23 protein-coding genes and 1 pseudogene are annotated in these 21219 nt (G+C 36.7%); 7 read left to right on the top strand and 17 right to left on the bottom strand.

Annotated elements, in window-relative coordinates:
• Positions 1–53: 53 nt before the first annotated feature.
• From AABL52_RS04030 to AABL52_RS04020, 3 genes are all read right to left on the bottom strand, one after another.
• Positions 54–368, bottom strand: a complete 315-nt coding sequence (locus AABL52_RS04030; protein WP_000838193.1) for a thioredoxin family protein — start codon at positions 366–368, stop codon at positions 54–56.
• A gap of 83 nt (positions 369–451) precedes the next feature.
• Positions 452–961 carry a DUF84 family protein gene (locus AABL52_RS04025; RefSeq protein WP_341518951.1) on the bottom strand — a complete coding sequence of 170 codons (510 nt, stop codon included), beginning with the start codon at positions 959–961 and terminating at the stop codon, positions 452–454.
• 279 nt (positions 962–1240) lie between these two features.
• Positions 1241–2314: a M42 family metallopeptidase gene (locus AABL52_RS04020; RefSeq protein WP_002123132.1), complete on the bottom strand. Its 1074-nt coding sequence runs from the start codon at positions 2312–2314 to the stop codon at positions 1241–1243.
• A 148-nt stretch (positions 2315–2462) separates the two neighbouring features.
• On the opposite strand from AABL52_RS04020, the gene AABL52_RS04015 reads away from it, so the two are divergent.
• Positions 2463–2774: a PepSY domain-containing protein gene (locus AABL52_RS04015; protein ID WP_000118541.1), complete on the top strand. Its 312-nt coding sequence runs from the start codon at positions 2463–2465 to the stop codon at positions 2772–2774.
• Between the two features lie 173 nt (positions 2775–2947).
• Here the strand turns inward: AABL52_RS04015 and AABL52_RS04010 are convergent, their stop codons facing one another.
• Positions 2948–3802, bottom strand: coding sequence for a YtnP family quorum-quenching lactonase (locus AABL52_RS04010; RefSeq protein ID WP_341518950.1), 855 nt, complete (start codon positions 3800–3802; stop codon positions 2948–2950).
• Between the two features lie 71 nt (positions 3803–3873).
• Entirely contained in the window at positions 3874–4527 is a 654-nt protein-coding gene (trmB, locus tag AABL52_RS04005) for a tRNA (guanosine(46)-N7)-methyltransferase TrmB (protein ID WP_001239381.1), read from the bottom strand.
• Positions 4528–4759: 232 nt separating this feature from the next.
• Here trmB and AABL52_RS04000 point away from each other — a divergent pair, with 232 nt between their 5' ends.
• On the top strand, positions 4760–5038 hold the full coding sequence (locus AABL52_RS04000) for a YtzH-like family protein (protein ID WP_001122236.1): 279 nt from the start codon (positions 4760–4762) through the stop codon (positions 5036–5038).
• Positions 5039–5041: 3 nt separating this feature from the next.
• On the opposite strand, the gene AABL52_RS03995 is transcribed toward AABL52_RS04000, so the two are convergent.
• The 4 genes from AABL52_RS03995 to pepV form a co-directional block, all read right to left on the bottom strand.
• On the bottom strand, positions 5042–5839 hold the full coding sequence (locus AABL52_RS03995) for a phosphotransferase family protein (RefSeq protein ID WP_120450943.1): 798 nt from the start codon (positions 5837–5839) through the stop codon (positions 5042–5044).
• Positions 5840–6066: 227 nt separating this feature from the next.
• Entirely contained in the window at positions 6067–8208 is a 2142-nt protein-coding gene (pulA, locus tag AABL52_RS03990; RefSeq protein WP_341518949.1) for a type I pullulanase, read from the bottom strand.
• A gap of 138 nt (positions 8209–8346) precedes the next feature.
• Positions 8347–8892: an RNA 2',3'-cyclic phosphodiesterase gene (gene thpR, locus AABL52_RS03985; RefSeq protein ID WP_341518948.1), complete on the bottom strand. Its 546-nt coding sequence runs from the start codon at positions 8890–8892 to the stop codon at positions 8347–8349.
• A gap of 198 nt (positions 8893–9090) precedes the next feature.
• Positions 9091–10497: a dipeptidase PepV gene (gene pepV, locus AABL52_RS03980; protein WP_341518947.1), complete on the bottom strand. Its 1407-nt coding sequence runs from the start codon at positions 10495–10497 to the stop codon at positions 9091–9093.
• Between the two features lie 357 nt (positions 10498–10854).
• Between pepV and AABL52_RS03975 the strand changes: the two genes are divergently transcribed.
• Positions 10855–11076: a DeoR family transcriptional regulator gene (locus AABL52_RS03975; protein ID WP_000805512.1), complete on the top strand. Its 222-nt coding sequence runs from the start codon at positions 10855–10857 to the stop codon at positions 11074–11076.
• Between the two features lie 82 nt (positions 11077–11158).
• On the opposite strand, the gene AABL52_RS03970 is transcribed toward AABL52_RS03975, so the two are convergent.
• Positions 11159–11887: a pseudouridine synthase gene (locus AABL52_RS03970; RefSeq protein WP_071722484.1), complete on the bottom strand. Its 729-nt coding sequence runs from the start codon at positions 11885–11887 to the stop codon at positions 11159–11161.
• Between the two features lie 41 nt (positions 11888–11928).
• Positions 11929–13581 (bottom strand): putative polysaccharide biosynthesis protein, encoded by a 1653-nt coding sequence (locus AABL52_RS03965; RefSeq protein ID WP_001284025.1) that lies wholly within the window; start codon positions 13579–13581, stop codon positions 11929–11931.
• Between the two features lie 265 nt (positions 13582–13846).
• Between AABL52_RS03965 and AABL52_RS03960 the strand changes: the two genes are divergently transcribed.
• Positions 13847–15118, top strand: a complete 1272-nt coding sequence (locus AABL52_RS03960) for an NAD(P)/FAD-dependent oxidoreductase (RefSeq protein ID WP_341518946.1) — start codon at positions 13847–13849, stop codon at positions 15116–15118.
• Positions 15119–15360: 242 nt separating this feature from the next.
• Positions 15361–16800 (top strand): MDR family MFS transporter, encoded by a 1440-nt coding sequence (locus tag AABL52_RS03955; protein ID WP_341518945.1) that lies wholly within the window; start codon positions 15361–15363, stop codon positions 16798–16800.
• Positions 16801–16832: 32 nt separating this feature from the next.
• Here the strand turns inward: AABL52_RS03955 and AABL52_RS03950 are convergent, their stop codons facing one another.
• The 4 genes and pseudogenes from AABL52_RS03950 to AABL52_RS03935 all read right to left on the bottom strand — a co-directional run.
• The gene (locus tag AABL52_RS03950; protein WP_000098837.1) at positions 16833–17156 is read right to left on the bottom strand and encodes an ArsR/SmtB family transcription factor; all 324 of its coding nucleotides are present in this window, start codon (positions 17154–17156) and stop codon (positions 16833–16835) included.
• The gene (locus AABL52_RS03945; protein WP_000437776.1) at positions 17157–17588 is read right to left on the bottom strand and encodes an SRPBCC family protein; all 432 of its coding nucleotides are present in this window, start codon (positions 17586–17588) and stop codon (positions 17157–17159) included. It lies immediately after the preceding gene.
• A gap of 156 nt (positions 17589–17744) precedes the next feature.
• Complete coding sequence (locus tag AABL52_RS03940; protein WP_199713075.1) at positions 17745–18902, bottom strand: RNA-guided endonuclease InsQ/TnpB family protein; 1158 nt, start codon at positions 18900–18902, stop codon at positions 17745–17747.
• Positions 18899–19321: pseudogene (locus tag AABL52_RS03935) on the bottom strand (IS607 family transposase); the annotation flags it as partial. The pseudogene AABL52_RS03935 and the gene AABL52_RS03940, both read right to left, overlap by 4 nt.
• Before the next feature lie 454 nt (positions 19322–19775).
• Here AABL52_RS03935 and AABL52_RS03930 point away from each other — a divergent pair.
• Positions 19776–20003, top strand: a complete 228-nt coding sequence (locus AABL52_RS03930) for a DUF3973 domain-containing protein (protein ID WP_033659785.1) — start codon at positions 19776–19778, stop codon at positions 20001–20003.
• A gap of 33 nt (positions 20004–20036) precedes the next feature.
• Here the strand turns inward: AABL52_RS03930 and AABL52_RS03925 are convergent, their stop codons facing one another.
• Entirely contained in the window at positions 20037–20219 is a 183-nt protein-coding gene (locus AABL52_RS03925; protein ID WP_000621751.1) for a sporulation protein Cse60, read from the bottom strand.
• Position 20220: 1 nt separating this feature from the next.
• Positions 20221–20457, bottom strand: a complete 237-nt coding sequence (locus tag AABL52_RS03920; RefSeq protein WP_000533797.1) for a DUF2553 family protein — start codon at positions 20455–20457, stop codon at positions 20221–20223.
• 256 nt (positions 20458–20713) lie between these two features.
• Here AABL52_RS03920 and AABL52_RS03915 point away from each other — a divergent pair, with 256 nt between their 5' ends.
• Positions 20714–21208, top strand: a complete 495-nt coding sequence (locus AABL52_RS03915; protein WP_341518944.1) for a CarD family transcriptional regulator — start codon at positions 20714–20716, stop codon at positions 21206–21208.
• Positions 21209–21219 lie beyond the last annotated feature (11 nt).

Genomic DNA, 21219 nt, shown 5'->3' with positions numbered 1-21219 from the left:
TAACCTCCCCCGCGAAGGTAGAGGTTGTTTTACAATTCAATTGGCAAATTGCCTTATTTTAAACCTTCAATGAACTCTTCGATTTGTTCTTGTGTTTTACGGTCTTTGTTTACATAGCGACCTGTTTCTTCACCTTTATTGTACGCTACAAAGCTCGGAATGCCAAATACGTCTAATTTTACGCATAGATCAATAAACTCATCACGATCTACATAGTAAAATGAGAAATCACTATATTTCTCTTCTACTTCTGGCATAAATGGATCTACAAAACGGCAGTCAGGGCACCATTCTGCTGAGAACATAAAGACTACATTCTCTTCATTTTTTAATTGTTGGAATTGCTCCATGCTTTCTAATGATTTCATCTATATTTCCTCCTCTAACGAGTACATTTTTTCATGTTATAATCTTTCTTTTATACTACCATACATCGCGCATGGTGCAAGGTTTATGCTTGCTTTTCGTCATACTTATATTGCCCAACAAGTAACTTAACAACGTGTACAAATAATTCCGTACGGTCGACATAATCATCTGTAAAAATACCGATTGCACCTTCGTGACTACGAATGTCTTTTCTCTGCACAAACTCTTCCATCACTTCACTTAACTCTTTGCCATCTTCAAGAGGTGCTAAAAAATCGTCTGGTAACTTAATACGCGCCCCGCCTGCAATGAATGTTTTACCGTCACTTGTTGCTAGCGCGCCCCAGTTACACATAAATAAACCGTGCTCCGTTTTCATTACGCCGCCTTCTAGCCCAATACCAATTTGAGCTTCACCTTCTTGTAGCGCTCGCTTCGCTCTATTAACCGCTCCTTGCATCGTCTCTTCATCTGAAAACGGCTGGTTCGCTACTCCTGAAGGAACAGAAAGAGATGTAATTGTAGCACCATTCCAAACCTTCTCCACAGCTCCAACTTTCGTTTTATTCTTCGATCCAACTACTACTTTCATTTCATTCACCTCTATAAAAATTTATCATTTCGTTCTAATATCGGCTTCGGTACAAATTAAGTACGAACCACTATCACACACCACCGTGGAATCCCTTCTACCTATAAAAAAAGATGGCTTTCCACAATATCTTACTGGTCCTAAATAAAAAAACAGGCTTCTTCTTCCTACCCACGTTCTTAATACACCATTCGAGCACCAATTAGGCACTGACCGCTCCCACACATGGATGGATCATCTATTCAACCTAAAAAAAGAAGGGTTTTTCGCCCTTCCTCTCTACGCGTTATTCTTAATTGTCTCTAACGTCGTTTTATCCGTTGCTCTTACAAGCTTCGTAATTAACTCTTTCGCTGCTGCATAATCATCAACATGTAAAATAGAAGCATGTGTATGAATGTAACGTGCGCAAACACCAATTACCGCTGATGGGATACCTGAGTTACTTGTATGTACACGGCCCGCATCTGTACCACCTTGTGAAATAAAGTATTGGTACGGAATGTTGTGTGTTTCTGCTGTATCTAAAATAAATTCGCGCATTCCTCTATGTGTTACCATCGTACGGTCGTAAATACGAAGAAGAGCACCTTTTCCTAATTGACCGAACTGCGTTTTATCACCAGATGCATCGTTCGCTGGGCTCGCATCAAGCGCATAGAAAATGTCTGGTTGAATCATATTTGCAGCTGTTTGCGCACCGCGAAGACCAACTTCTTCTTGTACAGTCGCGCCAGAGTATAATGTGTTTGGTAATGTTTCGTCTTTTAATTCTTTTAGTAATTCGATTGCAAGGCCACATCCGTAACGGTTGTCCCAAGCTTTCGCCATAATTTTCTTTTCGTTTGCCATCGGCGTAAACGGGCAGATTGGCACGATTTGTTGTCCTGGTTTTATACCAATTTCAATCGCATCTTCATAGCTGTCTGCACCTATATCAATTAACATATTTTTTATATCCATTGGTTTTGCACGTTGCGCGTCACTTAATAAATGAGGAGGAATAGAACCAACAACCCCAATAACAGGACCATTCTTCGTCATAACTTGTACACGCTGTGCTAATAGTACTTGGCTCCACCAGCCGCCTAATGTTTGAAAACGAAGCATCCCGTTTTTCGTAATTTGCGTAACCATGAAACCTACTTCATCCATATGACCTGCTACAAGAACACGTGGGCCAGTTTCGTCCCCTTTTTTCAGACCAAATACGCTACCTAAACCGTCTTGCACAATTTCATCCGCATATTTGCTTAATTCTTGCTTCATAAAACGGCGTACATCATGTTCGAAACCTGATGCACCTTGTAATTCTGTTAACGTACGAAATAATTGTAATGTCTCTTTATTCACGAAGTCCCCTTCTTTCAAACCTTAGTAGAATACCTCTTTTATTGTAACGAAATTTTCGAAATGTTTCTAGTTTCTTCTTTTTTAGCTGTATTTGCTTTATAATTATTATTGGTACACTATTTTTATTTTATAGAATTGAGGTGAATATATGAGCTGGAAAGGTTTAGTAGCAGGTCTTGGCGTTGGATTTGCAGCTGGTTATCTTGTTGCAAACAAAGTCCAAGAACAATCCCATATTTCTTCAGAAAAAGCATTGAAAATGGTGAAACAAGCATTAAGTCATAAAGGTGAAATTACTGGCTCTTGGGTACATATGGTTCCAGAGACATTTGAAAAATATGATGTCGCATATGAAGTTTATCGCGGCGGTCTTACAACGATGTTAGATGATATACAAGAACGATTTGAATTTTTAGTAGATGCTAAAACAGGTACTGTTTTAGAGGTTATAGCAGCATAAAAAGGAGGGTTCCCATTAGGTGAACCTCTTATTTTTTAATTGTGGATAGTAATTGAAATTATATCGGCGCAACTCAGTTTATATCAGCGATTTTTGAAATATATCGACTTACCGACAAAAACGCCAATAATAAAAAGGCTGCTCCAACAGCCTTCTGGAGCAACCTCCTCATTTTATGCTTCTATACTCGTTTTCCGCTCTATTTTTTCTACGATATGCCCTTCCTCGTTCCACTTTACGGCACGGTAATACGCGTCATGATAAAACGTAAACCAAGCATCTTTTTCAGCACCGTACTTCATCCACTTTTGCTTATTTTCAATTGATGTCATTGGATAATCATCGTATGCCATTACCCATAGTACATTTTGATGGGCGTGCGTCGGCAATAAGTCTGCTAAATGAAGCATCGTTTCACCTTTGCTTTCTAAAGCAATAACTGCATGTCCATCACTATGACCGCCTGTATGCGCCATTTTTATTTCATCTGTAATTTCTATTTCTTTTTGGAACGTAATAACTTGATCTACAATTGGCTCCCAATTTTCCTTCCAATATGTATTGCGTGATCTAATATTTGGGTTCCTCATTTCATTCCATTCTGTTTCGCTTACGTAAATTTTCGCATTCGGAAAAGCTGGTACAAGGTGATCACCTTCCCATTTTGTTAAACCAGATGCATGATCAAAATGAAGGTGCGTCATTAAAACGTAGTGGATATCTTCAGGCTTTAATCCTAGTTTTTCTAATGATTCATAAACCGATGATTCTTCTGTTACACCTTGATTCCGCTTCATCTTCTCATTCAATTTACCTTTTCCTATTCCGGAATCAATGAGCATATTTCCGTCTTTCGTTTGCAAAAGTAACGGATCTGTTCGTAAATAAATATGATTTGTATCATTATGTTTATACTTACGTGACCAAAGTACTTTCGGTACAACGCCAAACATTGCTCCTCCATCTAAATGTGTGTTCCCACCTTTTAGCCACGTCACTTTTATATCTCCAATTTGTAACTGTTCCATTACGCATCCCCCTTTTAAATTTAATTTTAACATAAAATTCTGATTATTTTAGCTACAAAAAAACCTATGCATTACTGCATAGGCTCTGTACGATATTTCGCTTCCACTCGGTAAATACGATGACCTTTACTAGAGAATTTCTCTTCGTATTCAGTCATGATATTACCTTCATAATCACTATTATGAAGATCTAGGCTAAGGTAAGTTAGTAACATACCATACTCAGCCATACTCATTAGAGAGTATTCAAATAAACCTTGGTTATCTGTTTTGAAATGAATTTCTCCGCCTTCTACTAACACTTCTTCATAATTGCGTAAAAATGTTTTATACGTTAAACGACGCTTCGTATGACGTTTCTTTGGCCATGGATCTGAGAAGTTTAAATAAACGCGATCAATCTCACCTTTTGCAAAGAAAACTGTTAAATCTTCAGCATCTTTATTAATTAACTTTAAGTTCGGTAATTCTTCTTCAATTAATTTATCAAGTGCATCTACAACAACACTTGTGAATTTTTCAATTCCAATATAATTAATATGCGGATTTGCTTTTGCCATATCATACATAAAGCGGCCACGACCTGTACCTACTTCAATATGAATTGGTTGTTCATTTCCAAATACTTCTTTCCAATTACCAGCGCGCTCCTCTGGGTTTCCGATTACGATATGTGAATACTCATTAATTCGATCCATTGCATATGGTTTATGTCTTAAACGCATAGATGTTTCCCTCTCTTTACATAGCTATTTTAAAGGAATAATTCCTTCTTTCTGTTTTAATCAATCTACCAAACAAAAAACCAAGTACGTACGAGCACTCGGTCCGTTTCTTTCAAGTATAAGATGTACCATTTTGATAAAAACTACATACAGCATTAAACATTCCATGACGAAACAGCTTTTTCTCTTACATTTCTAGGAAGAGAAAAACAATCGAAAGGATGATCCGTTCATGCCAATTAATCAACAACATCAATTAGAAGTGCTGAAAGATATTTTAGTCAATCACCAAAGTGATTGTTGCGGGACAGTTTCTGAATGCGAGCAATTAGAGCGTCTCATTCAATCGTTACTCGCAAACGATAGTATAAGTAGTGACGCTAAAGCAATGCTAAACGATGTATATTCTTATAGTCAATCGGGTAAATCTTCCTCTAATTTGGACAACCACATTTCCAATAATCAAGAACAACTTACTCAGTGGATTGCTGGAATGGACAATTTTTCTTAAGTATTACTCTGAAGCAAGTAGTTGCTGTAAATATTGATGCCAATATTCAGCTTCTGCTTGCTGCTTTTTTGTTGTGTGCCATTGAATAGACAAAATCGTTTGCGCTATTACATACCACCTCATACGCCTAAGCAGCAATTCATCCATTTCAATATCATAATATTCGAGCCACTCGCTCCATTCGTGGCGCGGAATGTACCAATATAATAACATACCGAGGTCTAGAGCTGGGTCAGCAATTACAGCTCCATCCCAATCAATTAAAAACAGCTCATCTTCATCCGACAATAGCCAGTTGTTATGGTTTACATCACAATGGCATACAACGAATTCATTGTGTTCAATATCTTTTAATGAATCCATTAAATATTGAAGGCCTTGCTGAATTGCTTCATCATCCCTTATATCTCCTCTTAAAACAAGTTGCAGTTGTTGTAATAACTCTTGTGCGTGAAGCGGCTGCTTCCCAAGTCTTTGAATCATCTGTACAAGCGCTTTAGAGGAGTGTATTTTCTTCAAAAGTTTTGCAACACGTTCTAGTTTCATATCCTCTGGCTCTAGCTTCTGTCCCGGAAGCCATTTTTGAGCAGAAATTACATCACCGTTCGTTACCCTTCTTGTCCAAAGTAATTTTGGAACAATTCCTTCTGCTGACAATACCGCTAAAAAGGGCGATGTATTCCGCTTTAAAAATAACTTCTGTTGTCCGTTTTGCGCAATATATGCATCGCCCGTTACTCCACCAGCCGGTACAAGACTCCACTCTTTTCCTAATAATTGTTCCAACCATTCCATATTCATTACCCGTTAACAAATCCTTATCTTTTATAGTTATGAAAAGAAAAACCGCAACATTTCTACACATGTTGTGGATTCATATATTTTACTGTAAATGAAAAGAAAACTTGGCATAAGCCAAAAACTCTCTATTTTATTTTACAAAACCAGTCATAGAATGACAACTTATCAAAATCGTCACCTTTGTCAATTCTACATTTATTACATTCTCATCGTCAAGTAGCGATTTGTCACATTATCGTCAATATATACGTGCTAATTGGAGCGAGCCTAAGTTCCTTTCCTCTAAATGAAGAAATTGGCTCTATTTTTGCTTGCTTTTCGTTTACTAACACATGCCACGTTTCTTCTTTCGGAAGTTGCACCGTTTTAGCTTCTAAACCGCTATTAAATAAAACTATAATCTCTTTCCACGGTCCAAACGATTCTGCATGCTCTAGGTGATATGCAAGTACTTCTGGAGATGTTTGCAAAAAAGTCATGTGCTTTTTTATAAGATCTGCGTTTTGTAATCGGAATGCTCCATGCTCTTTACGAATCGCAATTAAACCTTTTATATAGTTAACGGTCTCTATCTCTTTCTCTTTTTGATCCCAATCTAATTGATTAATTTCATCATTTGCATTATAACTATTTTCATTTCCTTGTTTCGTACGATAAAACTCTTGCCCAGCATGTAAGAAAGGAATGCCTTGCGAAAGGATCACCATTGCGCTCGCTAGAAGGTGACGTTTTTTCAGAATCTCTTCTGGCTCTTCATTACTGCGCATTAGTTTATCCCACATCGTCATATTGTCATGACATTCTACATAGTTAATGCTTTGCACAGGCTCTAAAAACAAACCTGTTTCTTTCATACTCAAAAGGCTTCCTGATGCTATATACTGCAAATGATTACAGTCCACATGCCCACCAAATGCAAAACCACGTCTATTTATATGAAAGGTACTCCCTTTTATTCCATCACGAAATTGATCATTAAATTGCGCAATATACGGCATTTTCTTTGCATTATTTAAAGTTGCTTTCTCTTCGGCAGGAAGTGGTGTTTGTAGATCCCACCCTTCTCCTAATAACAAAGCATCTCGCTTTATGTTTCGCACTTCTTTTTCTATTATATTCATCGTATTGACATCTAAAATCCCCATTAAGTCGAATCGGAATCCGTCAACATTGTATTCAGTAAGCCAATATAAAATAGACTCTACAATGAATTTCCTCATCATTTTCCGTTCAGATGCTATATCATTCCCGACTCCCGTCCCATTAGAAGGCATGCCATCTTCACCATGCCGAAAATAATATCCTGGGACAAGCTTTTCAAATGATGATAACTCTCTTTCATACACATGATTATATACAACATCTACAATCACCCTAATGCCATGCTCATGGAATGTTTCGATCAACTGTTTACACTCTACTATCCTGTTATACGGATCAGAGAGGTCTGTAGCATAATATCCTGTTGGTGCATTGTAATATAATGGATTGTACCCCCAATTATATGCAGAGGAAGGATTCGCCTCATCTACACCACCGAAACAATATAAAGGTAATAATTCAACATGTGTAACACCCAAATCTTTTATATGAGACAAGCCTGTTAACGTCCCATTTCGACCTGTTGTTCCTTCTTCCATTAGCCCCTTATATGTTCCTTTTTTACTCACTCCGCTACCCTGATGAATAGTAGCATCACGAATATGCAGTTCATACAATATGACATCTGTCATTGCCTGTAATGGTGGTAATTGCTCCTGCTTTGTTACATTTGTCTTTTCTAAATCGATAACAACGCCGTATTTCCCATTTACAGTCACTGACTTTGCGTAAGGATCCACCGCTTCATTCCATATTAAATTAATACAAACAAGAAATGTATACTTTGCCCCGGCTAAATCGCCTTGTAATGTATGAGTCCAAACTCCATTTTGTCCTCTGTACATTTCATGATCGGTATATTCTTTATCACTTTTATAAATCCTTACTTTCGCAAGCCTCGCAGTTGGAGCCCATACTTTAAATGTCGTTGCTTCTTTTTGATACACAGCACCTAAATCAGTACCTTCGTAATAATACTTTTCATCGAAAATCGCTGTTCTTATGACAGCACCTATTTGTAAATCTGTTTCTTCATTCCGTTCATCTCGTACTGTATAATACTTCCCCACATCTAGCGGCTCTTCTATAAAGCACTCATACTTCGTTGCATCCGGAAGCGCAATTGTATGAGCAATCGGTAAATCTTTCACGTTACTTCCTTCTTGCAAACGAAATGTCCGACTTGTTCCATACGCATGTGGGAGCAAAATTGTAATTTTATTCATTTCATCTAAATAGGCATCAAATGGACGTTTTACTTTCAACATAAAAAAATCACCATCATTCTTAAAGTTAAAATGAAACGAGCTGCAAACGATAAGGCTTTTCTTATCAGCAAAGCTCTATACAGTAACACATTATTCTCTATAGTATATTCACCTGTATAAAAAACGTTTTCATACATTCTATTTTTGTAATTTTATTTCAGCAATCGCTTTATACTTCGGTGTCTCCTTCACGTGAGATTCGTATAAAATAATTGTATCCGCTTGAAATGATATTTCCGGCACTTCCTTTATATGTTCTAAATCAAACTTCTCTTCTCCTACCCATTTACGAGCAACAGTAATATGCGGATGATACGGGCGTGTTTCTAAAGAAAATCCATTCCCTTCACAAATAGCGTGTACTTGCTTTTGTAACTGGAACAAATCGTGATTCTCACTTACCTTCGACCAAAAAATACGCGGCCTATCTTCCATACCGAATGTTGAAAATCCTTGTAATGTGAACGATAGTTCTTTCATTTCCGTAAGTGTTTGTAATCCATTCTGTATTCCATCTACTTGTTCCTCTGTCGCACTTCCTAAAAATGAAAGGGTAATATGATAGTCTTCTTTATGTACCCATGAACGAAATGGTAATTCTCCCTGCATTTCCTCTTTATAGTTAGACAGCACTTCTTTTATATGATTTGGTAACGTAATCGCGACGAAATAATGCGGCTCCATGTACATCTTCTCCTTCTTTCTATTGTTGCTTTTCTTTCTTATCTCATTCAGGTAAAAAGAATCAAACTTCCCTACAAGTCTAACCAAGTTCAGGTCGCGTTAATAAATGAAATTATATTGGCTTAACAATAAACAATACGTAACAGAAAACCGTCCCAAAATATGTATCGGGACGGCCTCTTATTATTTATATATCTATTACTTCGCTAATTCATGAATTGCTTGCGCGTAAATTGCTGTCGCTTTTAATAAGTCTTCAATTTCAATATATTCATCCTTTTGATGCGCAAGTTCTTCTTTTCCAGGGAATAGCGGACCAAATGCAACACCAGCTTTCAATGAACGTGCATAAGTACCACCGCCAATTGCTAATAGTTCTGCTTTTTCACCTGTTTGTTCTTCGTATACGCGCTGTAACGTACGAATTAATACGTGGTCTTTATCAACGTGATGCGGGCGAGAGTTCGAATAGTCCGCTACTTCAAATCCATGAGTACCAACGTATTCTTTTAACTTCGCAATCATCTCTTCAAAGTTAGTCGTAACTGGATAACGTACATTTAATCCTAAATTACCACCATTTTCTTTCGTATAAGAAAGACGACCAACATTCACTGTTAACGGACCGCTAACTTCATCTTTATAAGCGATAGTAGCCTTTTCACCATAAATATCACCAGTAAATGTTTCTGTTGCAAATGTTGCAAACGAAGCTCCTTTTCCATCAAGAGCGACTTTCGCTAAGAAGTTTGCCAATAATAAACCTGCATTCTCGCCCTTCTCTGGAGTAGATCCGTGAGCTGAAATCCCTTTAATTTGCAACGTCACCGTATTACCTTCTACAATTGCTTCACCTATTTTTTTAGCAGTTTGTAAATACTCTTCATATGCTACTGTAAGTGCATCTACATCTTCTCCTATAATAATTGCTTCTGCAAAATCAGGAACCATATTTAAACGGCGACCTGATTCAAATGAAACAAGTTCATATGTACCTTTCTTCTCTTCACTACCACTTTGCACAACTTGTATATCAGAAATGCCTTTTTCTGCATTAATAATAGGAAAGTCCGCGTCTGGTGCAAAACCGATTGTTGGCATTTCTTCGTTTTTAAAGTAGTGATCTACACATTTCCAATTGCTTTCCTCATCTGTTCCTAAAATCATGCGAACACGTTTTGAAAGAGGTAAACCTAATTCTTTCACAATTTTCATCGCATAATAAGCTGCCATCGTTGGGCCTTTATCGTCAATTGCACCACGTGCAAAAATCTTTCCATCGCGAATATCTGCACTATATGCAGGAGTCGTCCAGCCATCTCCTTCTGGTACAACATCAACGTGACATAGAATACCTACTAATTCCTCTCCTTGCCCCATTTCAAGATGACCTGCATATCCTTCTAAATTTTTAGAAGCAAATCCTTCAGCTTCTCCTTTATGTAACATGAAAGATAAGGCTTTTTCTACACCTTCACCGAATGGTGCGCCCTCTTTCGCCGATTCTTCTTCCCATACACTTTTAATTTGTAAAAATTGTTGTGTATCACGAATTAAATCGTCTTTTCGTTTTGCAACTTCTTCTGTCCAATTAATTGCTGACATCACGCATCCATCCTTCACTATATTGTTTCTTTCATCATAACAAACCGAAATCTCTTATGCCATACACGAAAATCAAATACCGAACAATTGTAATATTTCAGATATTTCCCATTAGTTTTTCTTTTATTTTTCCAAAAAAATTTGCAGGAATTTGGCGTTTTACGTAGAATTTTATGTGTTAGTTGACTGACCATATATACAATGTCAACTACCAATATTTTTCTATATGAATATTTGTTAAACTTTTGTAAAATTTAAGTAGATTAAAGCATGAATTTTATCATGTAGAGTACAATGGTAGTAACGACCTTCTTTCCTGAATGGGGTCAAAAAAACTAGTAGAGGAGTGGTTTTCTCTTGAAACCTACAACTACTCGTATGCTAACACGCATTAAATCAATTTATATGTACATCAATGAAAACGGAACGGTAACGACGAAAGACCTTGTAGATGAGTTCGGGATCACACCGCGAACGATACAACGTGATCTAAATGTGTTGCAGTTTAATGAACTCGTGTATAGCCCTTGCCGCGGTAAGTGGACAACAACAGGAAAGAAAGTGAGAATGACCTCATAATGAAAAAATAATTGTATGTAAATAAATACATACCCCTTTCTAACTCATTAGAAAGGGGTCTTTTCTGCGCCGAAAAACAGCACTATTTCTCAGTATCTACTTGATATGTTTTTAACATTTCTACTTCTTCATCTGATAGCTCTCGGTATTCTCCAAGTTCTAACTCTGCATCTAATACTAACGGTCCCATCTCTGTTCTCTTTAGGTAGACTACTTTTTTCCCTACCGCTTCAAACATACGCTTTACTTGATGGAACTTTCCTTCTGTAATGACAAGCTCAATTTCAGAAATCTCATCGCTTTTTAATATTGTAAGTGCACCTGGCTTTGTTTCATAGCCATCATCTAAAATAACACCTTTAGCAAACTCTTTTACATCCTCTTCTGTTACGACTCCTGCAACGTGTGCATAATATTTTTTCGGCACATGCTTTTTCGGAGATAACAATTGATGTGATAACTTCCCGTCATTTGTTATCAATAAGAAACCTTCCGTATCAATATCAAGTCTTCCAACTGGGAACGGATCAAAGATTGCATCTTCTAACTCTAATAAATCTATTACTGTTTCATGATTATCATCTTCTGTCGCTGAAATAACGCCTTGTGGTTTATGCATCATTAAGTAAACAAACTCTTTATATTCCACAACTTCTCCGTGAATCATAACTTCTTGTTCTTCTACATTTACATGAACCTTTGCATCTTTCACTGGCGTTCCATCAATTTTCACAACGCCGTCTTTCAACAATTTCTTTACTTCTTTTCTACTTCCGTATCCCATATTCGCTAATAATTTATCTAATCTCACGCTTTTCACCTTCTTTTTTTATCATAGAAAAGGGGACGTAATTACGCCCCTTTTGATTTCAACTTTATTTTGAATCTATTGCCAAGTTTACGTTGGATTTTCTCTAACGCTTCTCCGCCAAATACTCTTTCTAGTACTCCTGTGCGAATTGCTAACAATCCGTACACAAGACCACCAATACCTGCACAAACCACAACGGTAATAAGAGCACCCATTCGTCCATCAGGTGAAATCATGAAGGATAGAATCCATTGTGATAACTTTACAGCAATGACCATTACAAGTGTTAATACTGCAATTTGGAATGTTCTCTTATATACAACACCAAATGAATAGTGTACATGTTTTTTGATTTGTCTATTCGTATACCATACGGAAGCTAAGAATCCGACTGCTGTTGCTAAAATTGCTCCAACTGTACCGAAATAACGAATAAAGATTACGTTACATACGAATTTCAAAATAACACCCATAATAAGCGCGACAATCGCATGTTTTTGTTGATTGATTCCCTGCAAAATTGCTGCTGTTACTGTAAATAAAGCGAATAACAACGCAACCGGTGCATACCACATTAACACTTGTCCACCTAATGGATCTGAGTCATAGAACGCAGTATAGATTGGATATGCAAGTGTTGAAATGCCGACAACCGCTGGCAATGTTAAGAACATATTTGCCTGGAATGTTTGTGTGATTTGTAACTTTAAATAACGGTATTGTTTTTCAGTAAATGATTTTGTAATCGCTGGTACAAGCGTTAAACTAAACGCTGTTGCAAGTGATACAGGAATCATAATTAATTTATGCGTCCACATTGTGAAAATACCAAGCGCTCGTTCTGCGATATCACCTTGGCCAATCGCTTGCATAATTGAGTTAAATGTCAATGTATCAATTTGTTGATATAAAGGAATTGTTAACCCAATTACAACGTAAGGAATCGCATATGCAAATAATTCTTTAAATAATTGAACGGTACTCACTGTCGATTCTGGTACAGTTTGTTCAATTAAATATTGATCCAAATGTTTTTTACGTTTTAACCAGTACCAAATTAATACGCCGAGTGCTCCAACTGCTGAAACGAACGCAGCAAATGTTGCTACCCCAACTGCTGTTGCAACTGTACCGCCAAGTACTTTAATAACGATAAAACTACCCGCTAATAAAAAGACGATACGAATAATTTGTTCAATAATTTGCGAAACAGTAGTCGGTCCCATAGATTGGTGACCTTGGAAATAACCACGAATTAAACTCGCTGCTGGTACAACAATAAGTGCAAAACTCACAAGACGAATAATCGTCGTAACTTCTTCTACATTACTGTGTATACTTTGTTTACCAAGCATTGCTTCTGCAAACAATGGCGCCGACATATATAGAACTAGGAATGAAAGAACTCCTGTTACTATCATCATAACCATTCCCGAGCGGAACATTCTCCGGCTCGTTTTATAATCGCCAAGCGCATTATATTTGGAAACAAATTTGGAAACAGCAAGCGGCACCCCTGCCGTTGCAATACTTAAAAAGATCGTATATGGAATGTATCCATATGTATAGAGCGTTCCGCCTTCTGTACCTACTAATGCATGAAACGGAAAGACGTAAATCATGCCTAAGAACTTTACTAAAAATGTCCCTAACGTAACAATAAGCGTTCCGCGCAGAAATTTCGAATCGGACATACAAAAATCCTCCTACATCTACATAAAGTGAAACTATGATTAGTTGAACTATTCAAGTATTTACAGGCTACCAAATACCCTTTTTATTTCTCTTACATATTAAGGTTTTAGTCTTATTGCCCACAAATAGCAGGATAGTGCTGAACTCTAACTTTTGTATTGTACCACAATTCTCTCCTTAAGCAGTACTTCACTCTATTTTTCTTTTAAGGGAAAACATGCTATTCTTTTAGGCAGGAAATGTAGAAAATGAGGTCGATATATTATGCATTATGATGTTATTGTCATCGGCGGCGGGCCTTCTGGGCTAATGGCTGCAATCGGTGCTGCAGAAGAAGGCGCAAATGTCTTACTTCTTGATAAAGGAAATAAACTAGGACGTAAACTTGCGATTTCTGGTGGTGGTCGTTGTAACGTAACGAACCGTCTACCACTTGATGAGATTGTTAAACATATACCTGGAAATGGCCGCTTCTTATACAGCGCTTTTTCTATTTTCAATAATGAAGATATTATTACATTCTTCGAAAAGCTTGGCGTGCAACTAAAAGAAGAAGATCATGGTCGCATGTTCCCTGTATCAAATAAAGCACAATCAGTAGTAGATGCACTTTTAACACGATTAAGAGACTTAGGTGTAAAAATCCGTACAAATACACCTGTTGAAACGATTGAATATGAGAACGGTCAAACGAAAGCAGTCGTACTACAAACTGGTGAAGTGTTAGAAACGAATCACGTCGTTATCGCTGTTGGTGGAAAATCTGTTCCTCAAACTGGTTCTACTGGAGATGGATATGCTTGGGCTGAAAAGGCTGGACATACTATTACAGAATTATTCCCAACAGAAGTACCGATCCTTTCAAACGAACCATTTATTCGTGATCGCTCCTTACAAGGTCTTGCTTTACGCGATGTAAACTTAAGCGTATTAAACCCGAAAGGAAAAGCAATCATTTCTCACAAAATGGACATGCTCTTCACTCATTTCGGCCTATCTGGTCCTGCCGCTCTTCGTTGTAGCCAATTCGTCGTGAAAGCACTGAAAAAGTTTAAAACGAATACGATTCAAATGAGTATTGATGCATTGCCAGAGGAAAATAGTGAACAACTATTCCAGCGCATGCTGAAACAAATGAAGGAAGATCCGAAAAAAGGAATTAAAAACGTTTTAAAAGGTTATGTACCTGAGCGTTACTTCCTATTCTTATTAGAAAAAAATGAAATTGATGGCAGCGAACAAGCTGGACAAGTTTCTCACGAGAAGATTCGTGCACTTGTGAAAGACTTTAAAGAATTTACTGTGAATGTAAATGGTACGCAGTCAATTGAAAAAGCATTCGTTACTGGCGGCGGTGTATCCGTGAAAGAAATTAATCCGAAAGAAATGTCTTCTAAATTCACAAACGGCGTATATTTCTGCGGAGAAGTTCTTGATATTCACGGTTATACTGGCGGCTATAACATTACATCCGCTCTCGTTACTGGTAGAATTGCCGGGACAACGGCTGGAGAAAACGCGAAAATGCAGTATTAAAAAAGAAACAGGGATTCCTGTTTCTTTTTTTATAGGTACATGAAATTATATCGGCGATTCCCCGAATTTATCAACGATTCTTCAACTTATATCGGCAATTTCCCGAATTTATCGACTTACCGACAAGAAGCGACAAATATACGCTCCACGTAACTTCCCATTGCTTTTTTGTTGCTTTATATACCTTAGTACCTTTATATTTTATATTGTTGAATATTTGAAAAAGGGTAAGGGGAAAACATATGAGAAAAAAAGTCATGATGTCTTTAATGCTAATGACGTTTCTTTCTGCGGTAGAAGGAACGATTGTTAGTACAGCAATCCCTCGTATAACGAGTGATTTGTCAGGCGTCGAACTTGTTAGTTGGGTATATGCAATTTATATGCTTGCAACAGCAGTTTCGACCCCAATATATGGAAAGCTCGCTGATTTATTTGGTCGTAAAAAAGTCTTGCTTATCGGAGCTACAATCTTTTTAGTCGGTTCTGCACTTTGCGGAGTCGTTACATCAATGGAACAATTAATTTTCTTCCGCGCTCTTCAAGGTATTGGTGCTGGTGCTGTCATGCCGATCACAATGACGATTATTGGAGACTTATATAGTGAAGCGAGAGACCGCGCGAAAGCACAAGGCTGGATGAGTGCCGTTTGGGGTGTATCTGGTGTTATCGGACCGTTAGTAGGTGGATTTTTAGTTGATTCCCTATCTTGGCGTTATATTTTCTTCTTAAACGTTCCATTCGGAATTATCGCTTGCTTAATGATTGCAATTTACTACAAAGAATCTATTAAATCATCTAAGCAACATATCGATTATCTTGGGGCTACAGTCTTTTCATTAAGCACAATCGCTTTACTATACGCATTATTAACAGGTAGCAGTAAGCAAAACTGGGGAGACATAACAATTATCGGCCTATTAATCTTCGCCGTCGTTTCATTCATTATTTTCTTATTCATCGAGAAAAAATCTCCGGAACCATTAATTCCGTTAGCACTTTTCTCTAATCGTACATTATCTACGATAAACATACTAACTCTCATTGCCGGTGCCATGATTATTAGTATTACGGTATACCTTCCAATCTGGAGCCAAGGTGTATTAGGAAAAAACGCGACAGAAGCCGGACTCATTTTAATGCCGATTCCTGTTATGTGGACATTCGGTGCAATGTTCTCTGGTAACTTAGTTGGCAAATTAAAAACGAAACAAATTATTTTACTTGGAGCTAGCATTTTATCAGTCGCTACGTTCTTATTATTTACATTATCAACAAATTCACCATCGTTTCTTATTTATGTAGCAGTCGGATTATTCGGCTTAGGAATGGGGCTTGTGACACCGATTTACATGGTAACAATTCAAGCAGCCGTACCAGCTCATACACGCGGAACAGCCGTTGGTTTAAACACATTTATTAATACATTTAGTCAAACATTAGGTGCTGCAATATTCGGCACAATCTTCAATACGATGATTCACGCACGTGGTATTAAAAACCTTGATCTTGTATCTGGTGGCGGACACGGAGGAACTACAGCAAACGTAGTAACCGAATCGCAAGAAGCGTTAGCAGCAAGTGTTCACGTCATTTATATGAGTACTTTCGTATTAGCAGTATTTACATTAATTATCGCTTGGCTTTTATTAAAGCCAGCTATACAAACAAGTGAGCAATAAAAAAGAGGATGACCAAAATGGTCATCCTCTTTTTACTCTTCATTCTCCACAATATGTTTCAGCATGGACAATTTATTATCCCAAAAACGCTCATAATACGAGAGCCACTGTTGTAATTCCTCTAGTGGTTCTGGATGCAAACGATATATCTTCTCTCTTCCACTTTTTCTTCCACTTACTAAATTCGCTTCTGAAAGAATATGAAGGTGCTTTACAACCGCAGTACGACTCATCGGAAAATGATCCGTTATTTTTGAAATCGGTAACTCTTTGTCACTTAATAACCGTATTACTTCTCGGCGGGTTGGATCAGCAATTGCTTGAAATACATCATATTTCGCTGCTGAAGAGGACACTTAACCTTCGACAACCTTTTTCAGTTTTTCATTTACAATCGCTACCCATCCACCGCTCATTCTATCGCGAATAATAGAGCTCTTCGCATTCGCTTTCGGAAGAATTTCATCAGGATGTTTCCAGCCGCCGTGAATTAATGTAAATTCTGTTTTATTATCTCCTAGATCTTTCAGATTAAATGAAACAACCCAGCCATCTGTATCCCATGAGAAAGATAGATGATTTGGCTCATCAATTTCTAACACTTTACATGGTGATGGCCCAAATGGTGATTGCACATGAAATTCATGTCCTACCTCTAATACAAAATCATTTGGCATAAACCATGAGGCAATCCCTTCTGCAGTTGATACTACATTCCATACTTTTTGAATAGACGCGTTAAAAACGATTGTTTGTTTAATATCAGTTAATGTATTTTGTTGTTCCATTTTCATTCTGCTACTAAAAATATAGACAAATGAATATTCTTAGAGTATTTCTGCTTCTACGTGCCCTGCCTCGCTAATCACTTGCTACTACAGTTTGCTGTGACACTCCACAGGCGTAAATTCCGATGTAGCCCACCGTACATATATACAATCTATTTACGTTAGTATTGTATATTTTTTTGCTTGTAAAAGGTTGATTGACGCATTTAAATCTCTATCTATTACATTGCCACATTCACATGTATATACTCGGTCAGACAGCTTTAAATCCGACTTTTTTTGACCGCAACATGAACATATTTTAGAAGATGGATAGAATCTGTCCGCTTGCCGTAGTTCAATTCCATATTCCCTACATTTCGTTGATAACAATGTTTTAAAAGCATAAAAACATTGTTGTGCTACAGCTTTAGATAGATGTTTGTTCTTCATCATACCTTTCACATTCAAATCTTCTACTGTAATAAACGTTGGCTTGGTTTTCACCACATCATTTACAATAGACTTTACATACTCTATTCGAATATTCGCTAATCGAGCATGCAACTTTTGCACTCTAAGAACATTTTTATCTATATTCACTCTTTTATTAGTAACAGATTTTTCACCTCTCTTTTTTAGATTTTCAAATTTACGTGCTAAAGAGCGTTGTTCACGTTTTAACCGTTTTTCTATCTTTTTTACTTTTATTGTTTTGTTGATGTTTTCATGAACGATACCATCGCTACGTGTAGCAAAATCCTTCACCCCTAAATCAATCCCTAGACCTATTTTATTGAGTGCTAACTTTGTTGCCATTTCTTCCAATTCACAAAGTACAGATACAAAATATCTTCCTGCTCTTTGATATACTGTGCCACTTTTTACAGTTGCATTTTTAGGGATATATCCATACTCTTTTAACCTTACCCAACCAATTGTAGGGACTTTTACTCTATGTCTTTCTACTGTCCAATCTGTTTTGTTGTTTTTCGGAAAGTAGCACTTCACATCTTGCTTCCTCTTTTTTTTATATCGTGGAAACTGAGATAAACCTTTAAAAAATCGCTTAAAAGCTTTATCTCCATTCATAATCGCTTGTTTTACCGCTTTGCTCGACACTTCTTTAATCCACTGATCACACTCTTTTGTATGAATGTTGTTTAGCCATTTGGAAAAGTCATAGCCACTAAGAAATTTCCCCTCCGACTCATATGCCTCTTTATTTTTAGAGATATACAGGTTATATACATATCGACACACCCCAATAGTTTGACGGATTTTACTAACTTGTTCAGTTGTCGGTTTGATTTCTATTAAATATGCTCTTTTCATAGGTCTTCATCTTCCGAGATTTTCTTTTTGTATTTTCTCAGCCCATATATTCTACAGCTAAATACATGAATGATAGATATTAAATCCTGAACAAGTTCTTCTTGAGGAGATAATTTTTCATTGTTAACAATCATAATTTCCACTCCCATTTTACGAAGAAACTCTTCAAACCAATCATATCCAAAACGTACAAATCTATCTTTGTGTGCAATGATGATCGTCGAAATATTTCTTTCCATACAACTGTCAATCAGCTTATTCCACTGTTTTCTTTTGTAGTTTAATCCGCTACCAATATCTTTGATAACTTCATCTACAATCATTCCTCGTGCATTTGCAAATGTTTTTAAAAACTCAACCTGATTTTCTAAATCATCTTTCTGACCTGAATTTGATACTCTTGTGTAAATAACTACTTTGCCTACTTTTGTCTATGTTTTTGTTTACTGTTTCTTTCTCCTTTATTCGGCGCTCAAATATAACACCTTTTGGTTACATTTAGATGATATAACACCTTTTAGTTTCATGTCAACGCTAATTCTTTTTTAATGTTGAGAAATTCTCAACATTTTTTCAACAGGACAAACACCCTCTCAGCATTCCTTCATAATATACTCACAAAGGCAACAAAAAATAAAAACTTCTCTTAACATGAAACTCCATCATTCATCTTGAAAGAAGAGCCTTGCTTATATCATGCGTATTTCGTCTCTCCTCCTTCCCTCAGGGACACTACGCGAGATATGAAAAATCAGAAGGAATATGCCCACCATTTGAGTAGGTAGTTATTTCTCTTCTCCTCAACATTTCCTTAGGAGCGAAATGACTACCGACTCACTTTTTTCAAACAAAAATAAAAAGGGGATGACAACTATGTTCTATTGCATTAACTGCTCTGATATTCATCATGAAAAACATCCGAATGATAAAGTATTCAAAAATGGTTTTTATATTGATCCATTTTTAGGTGATCGTTATCACCTTGGTATGTGTACTGATGCCCAAAACCATGAAACAGGGGAGCCTCTTTTAACGACAAAGAAATTAGGTACACCCCAATCTATTATGAATGTATTACCGACACATGTTGTCCCAACATAAAGCATAAAAAAGAGCTGGGGAGCCAGCTCTTTTTTATGCTTTATAAACGATCATTGCTGAAAAACAATAAATTTGGTTCTCATCATCGTTAATGGAAACACCAACTTGGTACTTAATATCTACAAAGTTACTATCATCAATCTTTTTCAAAAACACATTTACAGCGTCTTCTAAGTCTTTTTCGTGACTTTCATCAAACACTTTCACACGAATCATGTTAACACCATCCTAGATCGCAGCCCTCCGCCGCTTGATTATTGCCACGGTGCGTATCTATGATGCGATAAAATTTTCCGTCTTCATATATATATCCGTCTTCTAACACATATTGTTTACCTTCAGTATAGACATAAAACTTACCTATCATAAATTTACTCGTATATAATTCCAAACAATCTGGTCTAAATTTAGCTACAACTTTATTTGTAATATCAATTTTTATTGTGCGCCCCACCTTCTCTCCCTCCTTTGCAAAGAACGGATTTAGGTATATTGTATTAGCGATTTTACATTTTATGCTTAAAAATAAGTGGATATGCCTTCTTTCTTCACCTGTACTATTTTTCTAAAAAAATCATAGATAAGTAAGAGCAAAAAAATATATAGAAAAAAAGAGTTTTTACTTATTGACTCGAATATAATTATTATGGTATTATATAAAATTTGACATTTTTATTCACTTATGTTATTATTAAAGATGGTTACCACATATGGAGGTGGATGATTTGTTTCAAATTGGTGATAAAATCGTTTATCCAATGAACGGCGCAGGAGTCATCGAAGCCATTGAAGAGAAAGAAATATTAGGGACAATACGTCAATATTGTGTGATACGTATCATTAGTAAAGATATGCAAGTAATGCTTCCTATGGATCAATTACAAAAATCAGGTATTCGTTATATCGTAGATAAAGGTACGTTAGATGATATACTTCTTGAATTTCAAAACGGGGAATCAGATACATCACTTTCCTGGAAACAAAGATATACAATGAATATGGAAAAAATGAAAAACGGCAATCTGCAAGATAGTGCAGAAGTTGTTCGTGATTTACTTCGCCGCAATAAAGAGAGAGCTTTAAATGCGAGCGAAAAACAAATGCTAGATAATGCCCGAAAAATGATGATTAGCGAAGTTGCACTCGTGCAAAATCTTTCTGAACATCAAGCAACAGAATATCTTCAAGATACAATTAATCATTAAATTTAAAATAG

Origin of the sequence: Bacillus paramobilis, from assembly GCF_038096195.1 — a bacterium.
GTDB lineage: Bacteria > Bacillota > Bacilli > Bacillales > Bacillaceae_G > Bacillus_A > Bacillus_A mobilis.
Note: the sequence above shows the minus strand (reverse complement) of the source record. Positions and strands in the feature narration are given on the sequence as shown.